Here is a 14902-nt window from a genome sequence, read left to right on the forward strand (position 1 = left end):
TCAGCCCCGCGCGTACTCGACGAGGCCGAGCTCGGCGACGGACGCGAGCATCGGGTGGCGCGGCACGACGCGCACGGTGTAGCCGAACGTGCCGGCGAGCGCGAGCGGGATCGCCGACTCGAAGCGGTGCACGCCGCCCTCGACCTCGGCGGGCTCGAGCGCGAAGCGACGGGTGCGGCGCAGGTCGCCCTCCTCCGTGATCGAGCCCGCGATCACCTCGACCGTGACGTCCTCGGGCGTCAGCGAGCCGAGGTGCACGAAGGCGCGCACGCGCACCTCGTCGCCCACGATCGGCGGCGTGTCGACGCCGTCGACCTCCACGTGCCGCACCTCGATCGCACCGAACGCGTCGCGCATCCGCCGCGTCCACGCCGCGAAGGCGCGGGCGGGCGCCGCGTCGTCCGCGAGCGCCGCGGCCGATGCGGCGGCGGCGGGCGCGTAGAGCCGCGTCACGTACTCGCCGAGCATGCGCTCGGCCGACAGGCCGGGGCTCAGCGTCGCGAGCGTGTGGCGGATCGACGCGATCCACGCGGTCGGGAGGCCCCGCTCGTCGCGGTCGTAGAAGCGCGGCGCCACCTGGTGCTCGATGAGCTCGTAGAGCGCGTTCGCCTCGAACGCGTCGCGCGCCGCGGCATCCATCTGCTCGTGGGCCGAGGGGATCGCCCAGCCGTTGTGGCCGTCGAAGTACTCCTCCCACCAGCCGTCGAGGATCGACAGGTTGAGCGAGCCGTTGAGCGCCGCCTTCATGCCGCTCGTGCCGCACGCCTCGAGCGGGCGCAGCGGGTTGTTGAGCCACACGTCGCAGCCCGGGTAGAGCGACTTCGCCATCGAGATGTCGTAGTTCTCGAGGAACACGATGCGGCCGCGCACGTCGGGCTCCTGCGAGAAGCGCACGAGCTCCTGGATGAGCGCCTTGCCGGCCTCGTCGGCCGGGTGCGACTTGCCCGCGATCACGAGCTGCACGGGACGCTCGGCGTTCGTGAGGATCGCGCGCAGGCGGTCGCGGTCGTGGAGCATGAGCGTGAGCCGCTTGTAGGTCGGCACGCGGCGCGCGAAGCCGATCGTGAGGGCCTCGGGGTCGAGCATGTCGTCGATCCAGGCCGGCGCCACGCCCTCGTTGCGCTCGTGCTTGCGGCGCGTGCGCATGCGCGCGTCCTCGATGAGGTGCGCGCGCATCTCGGTGCGGGCGCGCCAGATCGTCTCGTCCGAGACCGCGTCCGACGCCCAGTCGCAGCGCGTCGTGTCGAGCGTGCCGAGCTCGCGCTCGGCGCAGTGCTTGAGCACGGGCGACGTCCACGTGGGCGCGTGGACGCCGTTCGTGACCGACGTGATCGGCACCTCGACGGTGTCGAAGCCGGGCCAGCGCGACTGGAACATGCTGCGCGAGACGGCGCCGTGCAGCTTCGAGACGCCGTTCGCGCGCTGCGCGATCGAGAAGCCGAGCTGCGCCATGTTGAAGATGCCCGGATCCTCCTCGCGGCCGAGCTGCAGCACCCGCTCGACGTCGACGCCGGGCACGAGCTCGCCGGTGAGGTGGCGGCGCACGAGCTCGATGTCGAAGCGGTCGATGCCGGCCGGCACGGGCGTGTGCGTCGTGAAGACGGTGCCGGCGCGCACGACCTGCAGCGCCTCGTCGAACGACAGGCCGCGGCCGATGAGCTGCGACATCCGCTCGATGCCGAGGAAGCCGGCGTGGCCCTCGTTGGAGTGGAACACCGCGGGCGCGGGCGCCCCGGTGAGCTCGGAGAAGACGCCGAGCGCGCGCACGCCGCCGATGCCGAGCAGCAGCTCCTGGCGCAGGCGGTGCTCGCCGCCGCCGCCGTAGAGGCGGGCGGCGACGCCGCGCAGCTCGTCGTCGTTCTCGTGGATGTTCGTGTCGAGCAGCAGCAGCGGCACGCGGCCGATCGTGGCCTGCCAGATGCGCGCATGGAGCGTGCGGCCGCCGGGCAGCGCGAGCGACACGGTCGCGTGCGTGCCGTCGGCGCGGCGGAGGATCGTGAGCGGCAGCCCGTCGGGGTCGAGCACCGGGTAGGACTCCTCCTGCCAGCCCTCACGCGAGATCGCCTGCTTGAAGTAGCCCGCCTGGTAGAAGAGGCCGACGCCGACGATGGGCACGCCCAGGTCGCTCGCCGCCTTCAGGTGGTCGCCCGCGAGGATGCCGAGGCCGCCGGAGTACTGCGGCAGCGCGCTCGTGATGCCGAACTCGGGCGAGAAGTACGCGATCGACTCGGGCGCGTCCTCGAGGGACTGGTACCAGCGCGCCTGCGACAGGTAGTCGTCGAGGTCGTCGGCGAGCGCGTCGACGCGCGCGACGAAGTCGTCGTCGGCGGCGAGCTGCGCGAGGCGCTCGGTGCCCACCCAGCCCAGCAGCTGCACGGGGTCGTGGCCGGTCTCGCGCCAGCCGTCGAGCGAGATCTCGCGGAACAGCTCGCGCGTCGGCTCGTGCCACGACCAGCGCAGGTTGGAGGCGAGCGTCTCGAGCCGGCGCAGGCGCTCGGGCAGGGACGTGCGGACGGTGAACTTGCGGATCGCTCTCACGAGCACAGAGCCTAGTGGCGCGGCCCTCCCCCCTCGCAGGCGCGCCTGGGTAGGTTGGTCGCGTGGTGAAGCAGATGGATGTCCTGTCCGGCCGGATCCCGGTGCTCGACCTTGCCCCGCAGCAGCCCGGCAACCGATTCCCCGCGAAGGCGGTGGTCGGCGACGTCGTGCCGTTCGAGGCGGTGGCGTTCCGCGAGGGGCACGACCGCATCGGCGTGACGCTCGTGCTCCGCGCCCCCTCGGGCGCGAGGCGCCGCGTGCCGATGGAGCCGCTGCACGACGGCCTCGACCGGCACCGCGCGCTCGCGCAGGTCGACGAGCAGGGCCTGTGGCGCTGGCACGTCGAGGCGTGGGCCGACGAGTGGGCCACGTGGCACCACAACGCCGAGATCAAGATCGCCGCCGGCATCGACGTCGAGCTCATGGCGACCATGGGCTCGCAGCTGCTCACGCGCGCCGCGGGCGCCGCGAAGGGGCCTGACGCGATGCTGCTCAGCCGCGCAGCCGCCGCGATGGCCGACACCGCGGTGCCGCCGCTCGCCCGCTGGGCGGCGGTCAACGACCCCGACGTGCTCGCCGCGGTCGACCGGCACCGTCCCCGCTCGCTCGTCACCGCATCCGAGACCCTCAAGCTCCGCGTCGAGCGCACCCGCGCCGCCGTCGGCGCCTGGTACGAGTTCTTCCCGCGCTCCGAGGGCGCTGTGCGGCTCGAGGACGGCAGCTGGCGCTCCGGCACGTTCGCGACCGCCGCCGAGCGGCTGCCGGGCGTCGCCGAGATGGGCTTCGACGTGCTCTACCTGCCGCCGGTGCACCCCATCGGCGAGGTCAACCGCAAGGGCCCCAACAACACCCTCACACCGCAGCCGGGCGACCCGGGGAGCCCGTGGGCGATCGGCTCGAAGGCGGGCGGCCACGACACCATCCACCCCGACCTCGGCACGATCGACGACTTCCGCGAGTTCGTGCGCCGGGCGGCGGACGCGGGGCTCGAGGTCGCGATGGACCTCGCCCTCCAGGCGGCCCCCGACCACCCGTGGGTCACCGAGCACCCCGAGTGGTTCACGACCCTCCCCGACGGCACGATCGCCTTCGCCGAGAACCCGCCGAAGAAGTACCAGGACATCTACCCGGTCAACTTCGACAACGACCCCCAGGGCATCCTCGACGAGGTGCTGCGCATCATCGACCTGTGGGTCGGCTGCGGCGTGCAGATCTTCCGCGTCGACAACCCGCACACGAAGCCCCTGTGGTTCTGGGAGCGGCTCATCCGCGACGTGAACGCGAAGCACCCCGACGTCGTCTTCCTCGCCGAGGCCTTCACGCGCCCGGCGATGATGCAGGCGCTCGGCAAGGTCGGCTTCCAGCAGTCGTACACGTACTTCGCCTGGCGCAACACGAAGGCCGAGCTCGAGGAGTACCTGCGCGAGGTCACCGGCCCGCAGGCGGCGTGGTTCAAGCCCGCGTTCTGGGTGAACACGCCCGACATCCTCACCGAGTTCCTGCAGTTCGGCGGCGTGCCCGCCTTCAAGTTGCGCGCGGCGATCGCCGCGACCGCGGTGCCCACGTGGGGCATGTACGCCGGCTACGAGCTCATCGAGGACGTCGCACGCCCCGGCGCCGAGGAGGCGATCGACAACGAGAAGTACGAGTACCGGCCGCGCGACTGGGAGCAGGCGGCGCGCAACGGCACGACCATCGCGCCGTACATCGCCCGCCTCAACGAGATCCGCCGCGAGCACCCCGCGATCCGGCAGCTGTGGGCGCTCGACGTGCACTGGTCCGACGACGACGCGATCCTCGTCTACTCGAAGCACGTCGAGGGCCGCTTCACCGAGTCTGGCGAGGACGACACGATCATCGTCGTCGCGAACGTCGACCCGCACTCGGCGCGCGAGACGACCGTGCACCTCGACCTGACGAAGCTCGGCCTGCGGCACGGCGAGTCGTTCGAGGCGCACGACCTCATCACCGGCCAGACGTGGACCTGGAGCGACCACAGCTTCGTGCGGCTCGACGCGTTCGTCGAGCCGGTGCACGTGATCCACGTGCGACGATCGGGGGCATGATGCTCGACGACGCCACCCTCCACCGCCTCGCCGCGGGCGAGCACCCCGCGCCGCACGACCTGCTCGGTGCGCATCCGGCGGACGGCGCGGATGCGTCGCACGTCGTGCGCGCCGTCCGGCACCTGGCCGACGCGGTCGCGGTCGTCGGCGAGGCGACGACGCCCATGGAGCACCTCGGCGCCGGCGTGTGGGAGGCCGTCGTGCCCGGGCCCATCCGCCCCTACCGCCTGCGCACGACCTACGGCGACGGCGGCAGCTGGGAGGACGAGGACCCGTACCGCTTCACGCCCACGCTCGGCGAGCTCGACCTGCACCTCTGGCGCGAGGGCCGGCACGAGCAGGCCTGGCAGGTGCTCGGCTCGCGGCTGCGCGAGCACGAGGGCGTCGCGGGCGCCTCGTTCGCGGTCTGGGCGCCCAACGCCCGCGCGGTGCGCGTCATCGGCGACTTCAACGACTGGACGGGCCGCGCACACGCGATGCGCACCATGGGCGCGAGCGGCGTCTGGGAGCTCTTCGTGCCCGGCGACCTCGAGCACAGCGCCTACAAGTACGAGATCCTCACCGACCACGGCTGGGTGACGCGCGCCGACCCGATGGCGCGCTACACCGAGGTGCCGCCCGCGACGGCCTCGAAGGTCGGCCGCAGCCGCTTCGCGTGGAGCGACGACGAGTGGATGCGCTCGCGCGCCGCGCGCGACGTGCACAACTCCCCCATGTCGACCTACGAGCTCCACTTCGGCTCGTGGCGGCCGGGGCTCGGGTACCGCGAGATGGCGGATGCGCTCATCGAGCACCTCGAGGAGACGGGCTTCACGCACGTCGAGTTCATGCCGCTCGCGGAGCACCCGTTCGGCGGCTCGTGGGGCTACCAGGTGACCGGGTACTTCGCCCCGACGAGCCGCTTCGGCCATCCGGACGACCTGCGCTACCTCATCGACCGGCTCCACCGCGCCGGCTACGGCGTGATCATGGACTGGGTGCCCGGCCACTTCCCCAAGGACGAGTGGGCGCTCGCGCGCTTCGACGGCCGGCCGCTCTACGAGCACCCGGACCCGCGCCGCGGCGACCAGCCCGACTGGGGCACGCACGTGTTCGACTTCGGCCGCCCGGAGGTGAAGAACTTCCTGGTCGCGAACGCCGTGTACTGGATGGAGGAGTTCCACATCGACGGCCTGCGTGTCGACGCGGTCGCCTCGATGCTCTACCTCGACTACTCGCGCAAGGACGGCGAGTGGCTGCCGAACGTGCACGGCGGCCGCGAGCACCTCGAGGCCATCTCGCTGCTGCAGGAGGTCAACGCGACCGTCTACCGCCGCTGCCCCGGCATCGTCATGATCGCCGAGGAGTCGACCTCGTGGCCCGGCGTCACGAAGCCCACGAGCGCCGACGGGCTCGGCTTCGGCATGAAGTGGAACATGGGCTGGATGCACGACACGCTCCAGTACATGGCGGTCGACCCGATGTACCGCTCGCACCACCACGGCGAGATCACGTTCTCGTTCCTCTACGCGTTCAGCGAGCAGTTCGTGCTGCCGATCAGCCACGACGAGGTCGTGCACGGCAAGGGCTCGCTGCTCGGCAAGATGCCGGGCGACCAGTGGCAGAAGCTCGCCTCGGTGCGCGCGTACCTGACCTTCATGTGGGCGCACCCGGGCAAGCAGCTGCTGTTCATGGGCCAGGAGTTCGGGCAGCCGAGCGAGTGGAGCGAGGCGCGCGGGCTCGACTGGTGGATCCTCGACCAGCCCGTGCACCGCGGGCTCATGGCGCTCGTGTCGCAGCTGAACCGGGTGTACCGCGAGACCGAGGCGCTGTGGCTGCGCGACAACGAGCCCGGCGGCTTCGAGTGGATCGACGGCGGCAACTCCTCCGACAACGTCATCGCGTTCCTCCGCTGGGGCGCGAACGGCGACCCGCTCGCGGCGATCGTCAACTTCTCCGGCCGTCCCATCGAGGGCTACCGGATGGGGCTGCCGTTCGCGGGCGAGTGGGAGGAGGTGGTGAACTCCGACGCGGTCGAGTTCGGCGGCTCCGGCGTCGGCAACCTCGGCGCCGTCCGCGCGCTCGAGGAGCCGTGGGGCGGCCGCCCCGCGTCCGCGACGGTCACGATCCCGCCGCTCGCCGGCCTGCTGCTGCGCCCGAAGGCGACGCCGGCCGCCTGAGGCGCGGAGGCGCTGAGGCCTGACGCGCGAAGGGCGCCTCCCAGGGGAGGCGCCCTTCGGCGTCAGGTGCTGCGGGTCAGTACAGGAGCGTCGTGAGGCGACGGCGCGCCGCGTGCACGCGCGGGTCGTCGAGGCCGACGATCTCGAAGTGGTCGAGCAGGCGCAGCCGCACGTCCTGCTTTTCGTCGCCGGTCAGGCTGCCGATGAGGTCGAGCAGGCGCAGGAAGGCGTCCTCGACGTGCCCGCCCGAGAGATCGAGGTCGGCGGCGAGCATCTGCGCCTCCGGGTCGCCCGGCCGCTCGGCCGCGGCCGCACGGATCTCATCCGCCGTGCGGCCCTGCAGGCGCGCCAGCAGCCGCACCTGCGCGAGCCCGGCGATCGCCTCCGCATCGCGGGGGCTCTGCGCGATCGCCTTCTCGAACGCGGCGATCGCGGTCTCGTAGTCGCCCTGCTCGATGGCGTCGAACGCCTCCTGGTGCAGCGGCGGCACGGGCTCGGGCTCCGGCTCCCCCGCGGGCTCGCCGTCGCCGACGGGCACGCTGCCGGTGATGCCCTGCTGCTCGGCGAACGCGAGCACCTGCTCGAGCACGTCGCGCACCTGCTCCTCGGGCAGTGCGCCGGTGAACAGCGGCGCGGGGCGGCCGCCGATCACCGCGGCGACCGTCGGGATGGACTGTGCATTGAAGGCCTGCACGAGCTGCGGGTTGCGGTCGGCGTCCACCTTCGCGAGCACGAGCCGGCCGCGCTGGGCCTCGACGAGGCGCTCGAGCACGGGCGAGAGCTGCTTGCACGGCCCGCACCACTCCGCCCAGATGTCGATGATGACCGGCACCCGCTCGGAGAGCTCGACCACGGCGCCGAAGTCGGCGTCGGTGATGTCGATGACGACGCCGGTCGCGGCGCCCTGCGCGGCGGGCGCGGCCTCGGGCCGCGGCGACGCCGCCTGCTGGTGCCGGGCGGCGAGCGCCGACAGGTCGACTGCTCCCCCGAGCGATGCGGGCACGTGCTCCTGGCTCATCAGCCGACCTCCCTCGCGTCCAGGAGCGACTGGCTGTAGCCCACCACCTGGATCTGCGTGCCCTCCGGAGCGCCGGCCGGCGGCACGGCGAAGAGCACCTGGATCTGATACGTCGTCTCGATGCCGGTGTCGGACTGCTCGACCCCGGCGAGGATGCCCGCGCCGTCACGGGCCTCGATCTCGACGCCCTCCTCGCGCGGCGTCGCGCGCTGCGTCTCGGTGAAGGAGGTCGCGAGCAGCGCACCGCCCTCGTTCGTGACGAGCATGAGCGGCGCCTGCTCGTCGTCGGAGGCGCCCCACTCGAGCAGCGACAGCTCGAACTCCGGGCGCTGCACGAGCTCGTCCTTCGCGGCGCGGCCGACGGCCTCGCGCAGCGCGTCGCCCTCCTCCTGGAACCAGGAGGCGTACTCCGACTCGTCGCCACGCAGCAGCACGCTCGCGTAGCCCGAGGTGATCTCGTCGGGGCGGTGCAGCAGCAGCGGGGTGTCGCCCGGCAGGCTCGCGGCGCCGATCGTCGGGCTCGCCACCGCCGGCAACTGCACGCCCGAGGCGAGCGTCATCTGGTAGACGAGGCGGTAGTCGGCGCGCGCGTCGGTCTGCTGGAAGACGAGGGTCGACTGCGCCTGCGCGCCGTCCTCCCAGCCCACGACGGCCATCACCGTGCGCGGCCAGACCTCGGTCTGCTGCGGCAGCAGCAGCTCGACGTCGCCGTCGGGGATGCCCTGGAGCGCCGGGAGCTCGCCGTTCTGCGAGCGCACCTCGTAGTTCGTGCGGCGCGCGTCGAGCGCAGGGCCCGCCAGGCGATCGGCGGCTCGCTCGATGTCGAGCGCCTCGTCGGCCTCGGCCACCGCCTCGCGGGTCGACTCGAGCACGCGCGTGAACTGCGACTCGGTGAGCGCGACCGGGGGCAGCGTCTCCTCGAGGCTCGTCGGCTGCGGCGCCGCGTCGCTCGTCGCCGCCGGCTCGGCGCTCGGCCAGTACTGCGGGCCGCAGCCCGTGAGCCCGACGACGGCGATCACGGGCAGGGCGACGAGGCCCAGGCGACGACGGCGCGGCGCGGCGGCGCGCTCGGCACGGCCGCGCCCACGGTCCTGCTCGGCGCCGTCGGGGGCGGATGCGATGCCCTCGTCGGTCGAGGCGGGCGCGCTGCCGTCGGTGCCATCGACGGACGTGCCGTCCGAGGCGTCCACCGGAGACGCATCCGAGCCCTCGGCGTCAGCCGGCTCGAGCGCGGGGCGCGCCTCGCCCGCGGCGACGGCGCCCTGCGGCCGCGGCAGCCCCTCGCGCGCCTCGCGGCGCAGCGCCCGGCGCTCGGCGCGCGAGAGCTCGCGGTGCGAGCGGCGCTGCGGCCCGCGGCTGCGGCGGTGGCGGCGCAGCGCCAGCAGGAACAGCAGCAGCGCGAGCGCGAGCAGCACGAGCCCCGCGGTGAGCAGCGGCCCGAACAGCGGCGTCTTGGCGTCGAACGGCCACTCCACCCGCACATCGGCGGGAGCCGCCTGGCCGGGCTCGCCGGCGATGAGCAGCGAGTAGCCGACCGGCAGGTCGATGGGGATCCGCACCTCGCCCTCGCCGAGGTGCTCCTCGATCCAGAGGTCGCCGCCCGCGAGCTCCGGCAGCGGCTCCTCGTTCCCCGCCTGCTCCTCGAGCGCCATCGTCTGCGTGTCGTCGATGCTCGCGACGGAGTGCGCCGCGTCGCCGACCCAGCCGAGCACGTCGTGATCGCGTCCGACCACGGCGTTGATCGGGCCATCCGCCGTGATGGTCACCGTCTGGCGGCCGTCGTGCGCGTTCATCGTCTCGCCCGAGATGAGCAGCAGCTGCGAGTCCGGGGACTCCTCGAGCTGGGAGACGATCGTGTCCGGCGGGGCCCAGACGGTGCGCTGGCCGATCGCGAGTCCGAGCAGCACGAGCGAGAGCACGAGGCTCACGGCCGCGAGGATGTATCGCACGGGTCAGAAGTCCTTTCACGCTCGCCGAGGGATCCAGCACGCCGCCCGGAGGGGACGACGATGAGCGGGCAAGCCTCCAGGGTACCGAGACAGGGGCCGCTGTGCCAAGCCCCCGCGGCCGCGCGCCTGGCGGCCGCCTCCTCGGCACCGCCATAGGATCCGCAGTGTGAAGATTCGGAACGGCTTCCTGCTGGGACTCGTGGGCGGCCTGGGCGTGCTGCTCGCCATCGCCATCGGCGCCTCGGTGCAGCAGATCAGCACCGTGCTCGTCTGGGCGTTCGCGGGCATCTTCCTCGCGCTCGGCGTCGAGCCGGTCATCCAGTTCCTCATCCGCCGCAAGGTGCCGCGCTGGGCCGCGGTGCTGCTCATCTTCCTCGTCATCGTCGCGGGCCTCACCGGCGCCACGTGGCTGATCGTGCCGACGATCGTGGCGCAGTTCGCGGTGCTCGTGCAGTCGATCGTCGCCGAGATCGAGGGCGGCGCCTTCGAGAGCGTGCTCGACTGGGTGCGCGAGACCTTCCCGCAGCTCGACGTCGACGGCTCGCTCGAGCAGCTCGGCGGCGCGCTCAGCGACTTCGACACCTGGTCGAGCCTCCCGCCGTGGGTGGCCGACATCGCGGCCGGCATCGTCGGCGGCGCCGTGCAGGTGCTCTTCGCGCTCGGCGGGCTGCTGATCGTCGTCGTGCTGATGCTCTACTTCACCGGCTCGCTGCCCTCGCTCAAGTCGGGCATGTACCGGCTCGTGCCCGCCTCGTCGCGGCCGAAGTTCATCGAGATCGCCGAGCAGATCATGAAGTCGGTCGGGCGCTTCGTGCTCGGCCAGGGCGCGCTCGGCGTGCTGAACGGCATCCTCTCGTTCATCGTGCTGTCGATCGTGGGCTCCGAGCTCGCCGGCGTCTACGCGTTCCTCGCGCTCATCGCCTCGACGATCCCGCTCGTCGGCACCATCTCGGCGTCGGTCATCATCTCGCTGCTCGTGCTGCTGCTCGACGGCCCCGAGACGGCGCTGCCGGTGGCGATCTGGTACCTGATCTACATGCAGCTCGAGGCCTACGTGATCAGCCCGCAGATCATGAACCGCGCGGTCAAGGTGCCCGGCGTGGTGGTCGTGCTCTCGGCGCTCATCGGCGGCACGCTGCTCGGCATCCTGGGCGCGCTCGTCGCGATCCCGGTCGCCGCGGCGATCCAGCTGATCCTCAAGGAGGTCGTCATCCCGAGGCAGGACCTGCGCTGACGCGCGCCGCGGGCTGCTAGGCGGCTCGCCAGCAGCCGGTGTGCCAGTGGCGGCGATCCTCGATCGCGCGGTCACCGAAGATCGAGTCGGCCCGCCACACGACGACGTGCGCCGTGCCCTGCACGACCGTGCCGCCGCATCCGGGGCACACGTAGTCCTTGACGGCGCTCCGCGGCGCCATCGGCTGCACGTGCCACTCGGCGCCCGCGCGTCGCTCGACGCGGGCGGCGCCCTGCATCAGGCGGTCGACGTCGAGCGGCACGTACGGCTGCGCGCGGCGACTCGGCCGCCGCGAGGGCATCAGTACCAGCCGACCTGCTCGGAATGGCCCCAGGCACCGCACGGGGTGCCGTAGCGGCCCGCGATGTAGTCGAGGCCCCAGCTGATCTGCGTCACCGGGTTGGTCTGCCAGTCGCCGCCGTGCGTCGCCATCTTCGAGCCCGGGAGCGCCTGCGGGATGCCGTAGGCGCCGCTCGAGCTGTTCTGCGCGTACACGTTCCAGTTGGACTCGCGCTGCCACAGGCTGTAGAGGCAGGAGTACTGCCCCTCGCCCCAGCCGCGGCTGAGCACCATCTGCCGCGCGATCTCCTGCGCGCTGCCCGGGTTGGGCGCGGCGACGGCGGGGATGCTGATGGATGCGGCCTGCTGGCCGGAGGAGGATGCCTCGGCGGCGGCCGCGGGCTCGGGCTCCGGTGTGGGGGTAGGCGTCGGCGTCGGCGTGTGCACGACGATCTCGTCGCGCACGAACGACGCCTGCTCCCCGGTGATCTCGCCCAGATCCTGCCCGGGCCGGTTCTCGCTCGGCAGGGAGGCCGGCTCGGCCATCACCTGCTGCGTCGGGTCGGCGGCGACCGAGACGAGCACGAAGCCCGCGGCGGCCAGCAGCGACAGGCCCGACAGCACGCCGCGGGTGCGCGTCGAGCGCGCGCCGGCGGAGGAGGATCGGGTGAACACGAGGACCGACCGTATCACGGAACGGTAACGACGCCCAGGCTCGGGCGGTCAGCGCACCGCCAGCATCAGGCTCACGACGGTGTCGAGCAGGTGGTCGACCTCGTCCTCGTCGTAGCCGCCGAACTGGGCGTCGAACTGGGCCGTGCGCACCTCGCGCGCGGTCATCTCGGGGCCGTCCGAGAGGTACTCGGCGATGCGCTGCGCGAAGCGGTCGACGTCGGTGACGCGGTAGCCGCGCGAGATGCGGCTGACGCGGCGGAAGCGCTCCCCCTCAGGGCGGCGCAGCTGCTCGAGCGTCTCCTGCGCGCGCTCCCGCACCCGGGCGTACCAGGCCTCCTCGCCGTGCTCGAGCACGCCGCGCTCGTGCTCGCGGCGGGCGAACGCCTCCTCGAGGCGCTCGAGCGCTGCGTCGACGTGCGCGGGCGAGTAGCCGCCCTTCTGCATCGGGAAGCTCGTGCGGCGGATGGTGGCCGAGTCGATCGCGGTCGCGGCCCGGGCGTCGGTCGCGTACGCGCGCCGAGCATCCTCGAGGAAGTCCTCGACCTGCTCGATGTCGTAGCCGGGCTGGGACCGCCGGGCTCTCGGGAACGTGCTCATCGCATCCATGATGCCAGCGCGCGGCCGTGCGTCACGCGTGCACCACCTGGAACAGCGCCATCATCACGACGGCGCTCGGCAGGATCGAGTCGAGGCGGTCGAGGAAGCCGCCGTGCCCCGGCAGGAACGAGCCGATGTCCTTGATGCCGAGGTCGCGCTTGATGATCGACTCCGCGAGGTCGCCGACCGTGGCGGTCGCGACGAGCAGCGCCGCGAGGATGAAGCCGAACCACCACTCCTGCTGCAGCATCCACACCGACAGCGCGATGCCCGCGGCGGTCGCGAGCACCGCCCCGCCGAGCAGGCCCTCCCAGGTCTTGCCGGGGCTGATGCGCGGGGCGAGCTTGTGCTTGCCGAGCCAGACGCCGGCGGCGAGGGCCCCCGTGTCGATGACCGTCGTCATGATGATCATCGCGAGCGTCCACCACTGGCCGCCCTCCTGCGACGTCAGCAGCGCGGCGAAGGCGCCGAGCACCGCGACGTAGCCGATGCAGAGCGCCCCGCCGGTGATGTCGGCGAACACCGCGCCGCGGCCCGTGCGCGTCGTCGGCGACGCGAGCTCCACCAGGCGCACGACGGCCACGATGCCGATCGCGCCGAGCGTCGACCACCACAGGCCCGCCGCGCCGAAGTACCAGGTGATCGGCACGATCGCGCTGCCGAGGAGCACGAGCGGGATGCGCGGCACGTCGCGCCCCGCGAAGCGGAGCGCGCTCGCGAGCTCGTACAGCGCGAACCCGACCATGACGGTCGCGAAGAGCATGAAGAGCGTCTTCACCCACAGCAGGCTCGCGAGCAGCACGGCGCCCAGCACGACGCCGATGGCGACCGCTGCCGCGAGGTCGCGGCCGGTGCGCTTGTTCACCCGCGCGCGGGTCGCCTCGATCTGGTCCCTCGCCGCGTGGATCTGCGCCTGGATCTGGGCCTCGATCTCGGCGGCGCTCCGATGCTCGCGTCGCACGCGTCGCCTCCCGACTCCTCGGTCAGACCTCGAGGAGCTCGGACTCCTTCTTCTTCGCCGCCTCGTCGATGCCGTCGACGGCCTGCTTCGTCGCGAGCTCGAGCTCCTTCTCGGCGCGCGCGATCTCGTCGTCGCCCACCTCGCCCGAGAGCTTGTCGAGGTCGGTCATCGCCTGGCGGCGCACGTTGCGGATCGCGACGCGGGCCTGCTCGGCCTTGTCCTTGACGATCTTCACGTAGTCGCGGCGGCGCTCCTCGGTGAGCTCCGGCATCGTGATGCGGATGATGCTGCCGTCGTTCGACGGCGTGACGCCGAGGTGCGGCGCGTTCACGATCGCGCGCTCGATGTCCTTGAGCGCGCCCTTGTCGAACGGCGTGATGATGAGCACGCGCGCCTCGGGCTGCTGGAACGACGCGAGCTGCTGCAGCGGCGTCGGCGAGCCGTAGTAGTCGACGTTCACGCGCTGGAACAGCGCCGGGTTCGCGCGACCCGCGCTCACCGTCTGGAAGTCGTCCTTCGCGACCTCGATCGACTGGGCCATCTTCTCCTTGGCCGAAGCCAGAACGTCGCTGATCACAGGGTTCCTTCCGTCGCTGTCGATTCTATGGGCGGGCGCCGGTCAGGCGCGCACGAGCGTGCCGACCGGCTCGCCGAGGATGGCCTTGGTGAGCGCTCGCTCGCCGTCCATCCCGAACACCCGCATGGGCATCCGGTTGTCCATGCACAGGCTGAAGGCCGTCGAGTCGACGACCTTGAGGCCGCTGACGAGCGCGTCCTGGTAGGTGATCTCGTCGAAGCGGGTGGCGGTGGGGTCGTGCTTGGGGTCGGCGGAGTAGACGCCGTCGACGCCGTTCTTCGCGACCAGCACCTGATCGGCGTCGATCTCGAGCGCGCGCTGCGCCGCGACCGTGTCGGTCGAGAAGTACGGCAGGCCGGCACCGGCGCCGAAGATCACGACCCGGCCCTTCTCGAGGTGGCGCTCGGCGCGGCGCGGGATGTACGGCTCGGCCACCTGCGTCATCTGGATGGCCGACTGCACGCGCGTCTCGGCGCCCGCCTGCTCGAGGAAGTCCTGCAGCGCGAGCGCGTTCATGACCGTGCCGAGCATGCCCATGTAGTCGGCGCGGCCGCGCTCCATGCCGCGCTGGCTGAGCTCTGCGCCGCGGAAGAAGTTGCCGCCGCCGACGACGATCGCGATCTCGACCGTCTCGGCCGCCTCGGCGATCTGCTTCGCGATGGAGGAGACCACGTCGGGGTTCACGCCGAGCGCGCCGCCGCCGAACGCCTCGCCCGACAGCTTCAGGAGGACTCTGCGGCGCGGCTGTGCTGGCATGGGCTCCTCCTGGGGGTCTCGACCCGAGCGCGGGCCGTGCAGAAGCCTATCCTGTCGCGCACCGGCCGGGACGCGACGAAGGGCCGGGGTCTC

At 72.4% G+C, this 14902-nt stretch carries 12 protein-coding genes; 3 read left to right on the plus strand and 9 right to left on the minus strand.

Going from position 1 to position 14902, the window contains the following annotated elements; genetic code table 11:
* Complete coding sequence (gene glgP, locus MU522_RS12580) at positions 1-2538, minus strand: alpha-glucan family phosphorylase (protein WP_246991464.1); 2538 nt, start codon at positions 2536-2538, stop codon at positions 1-3.
* Positions 2539-2612: 74 nt separating this feature from the next.
* On the opposite strand from glgP, the gene MU522_RS12585 reads away from it, so the two are divergent.
* Together MU522_RS12585 and glgB are read left to right on the plus strand one after the other, a co-directional pair.
* A complete protein-coding gene (locus MU522_RS12585; RefSeq protein WP_246993562.1) occupies positions 2613-4604 on the plus strand; it encodes an alpha-1,4-glucan--maltose-1-phosphate maltosyltransferase in 1992 nt (663 codons plus the stop codon).
* Positions 4592-6763, plus strand: coding sequence for a 1,4-alpha-glucan branching protein GlgB (glgB, locus tag MU522_RS12590; protein WP_348645605.1), 2172 nt, complete (start codon positions 4592-4594; stop codon positions 6761-6763). The genes MU522_RS12585 and glgB overlap by 13 nt, the downstream gene beginning before the upstream one ends.
* A 76-nt stretch (positions 6764-6839) precedes the next feature.
* On the opposite strand, the gene MU522_RS12595 is transcribed toward glgB, so the two are convergent.
* Entirely contained in the window at positions 6840-7781 is a 942-nt protein-coding gene (locus tag MU522_RS12595) for a tetratricopeptide repeat protein (RefSeq protein WP_246991469.1), read from the minus strand.
* Positions 7781-9709 carry a hypothetical protein gene (locus MU522_RS12600; RefSeq protein WP_246991471.1) on the minus strand — a complete coding sequence of 643 codons (1929 nt, stop codon included), beginning with the start codon at positions 9707-9709 and terminating at the stop codon, positions 7781-7783. The genes MU522_RS12595 and MU522_RS12600 overlap by 1 nt, the downstream gene beginning before the upstream one ends.
* Positions 9710-9896: 187 nt before the next feature.
* Here MU522_RS12600 and MU522_RS12605 point away from each other — a divergent pair, with 187 nt between their 5' ends.
* Complete coding sequence (locus tag MU522_RS12605) at positions 9897-10964, plus strand: AI-2E family transporter (RefSeq protein WP_246991473.1); 1068 nt, start codon at positions 9897-9899, stop codon at positions 10962-10964.
* Between the two features lie 16 nt (positions 10965-10980).
* Here MU522_RS12605 and MU522_RS12610 read toward each other — a convergent pair whose 3' ends face one another.
* Genes MU522_RS12610 through pyrH form a run of 6 tightly spaced genes read right to left on the minus strand, consistent with a single transcriptional unit; the run spans position 10981 to position 14809 of the window.
* On the minus strand, positions 10981-11265 hold the full coding sequence (locus MU522_RS12610; protein WP_128188703.1) for a hypothetical protein: 285 nt from the start codon (positions 11263-11265) through the stop codon (positions 10981-10983).
* Entirely contained in the window at positions 11265-11918 is a 654-nt protein-coding gene (locus tag MU522_RS12615; RefSeq protein WP_246991475.1) for a lytic transglycosylase domain-containing protein, read from the minus strand. The genes MU522_RS12610 and MU522_RS12615 overlap by 1 nt, the downstream gene beginning before the upstream one ends.
* 48 nt (positions 11919-11966) lie before the next feature.
* Entirely contained in the window at positions 11967-12515 is a 549-nt protein-coding gene (locus MU522_RS12620; RefSeq protein ID WP_128188705.1) for a DivIVA domain-containing protein, read from the minus strand.
* A 31-nt stretch (positions 12516-12546) separates the two neighbouring features.
* Positions 12547-13476: a phosphatidate cytidylyltransferase gene (locus MU522_RS12625; RefSeq protein WP_246991477.1), complete on the minus strand. Its 930-nt coding sequence runs from the start codon at positions 13474-13476 to the stop codon at positions 12547-12549.
* 22 nt (positions 13477-13498) lie between these two features.
* On the minus strand, positions 13499-14053 hold the full coding sequence (gene frr, locus MU522_RS12630; RefSeq protein WP_128188706.1) for a ribosome recycling factor: 555 nt from the start codon (positions 14051-14053) through the stop codon (positions 13499-13501).
* Between the two features lie 42 nt (positions 14054-14095).
* Positions 14096-14809, minus strand: coding sequence for a UMP kinase (gene pyrH / locus MU522_RS12635; protein ID WP_128188707.1), 714 nt, complete (start codon positions 14807-14809; stop codon positions 14096-14098).
* Positions 14810-14902: the final 93 nt, after the last annotated feature.

The sequence above is a fragment of the Agrococcus sp. SCSIO52902 genome (assembly GCF_022983135.1).
In the GTDB taxonomy this organism is placed as follows: domain Bacteria; phylum Actinomycetota; class Actinomycetes; order Actinomycetales; family Microbacteriaceae; genus Agrococcus; species Agrococcus sediminis.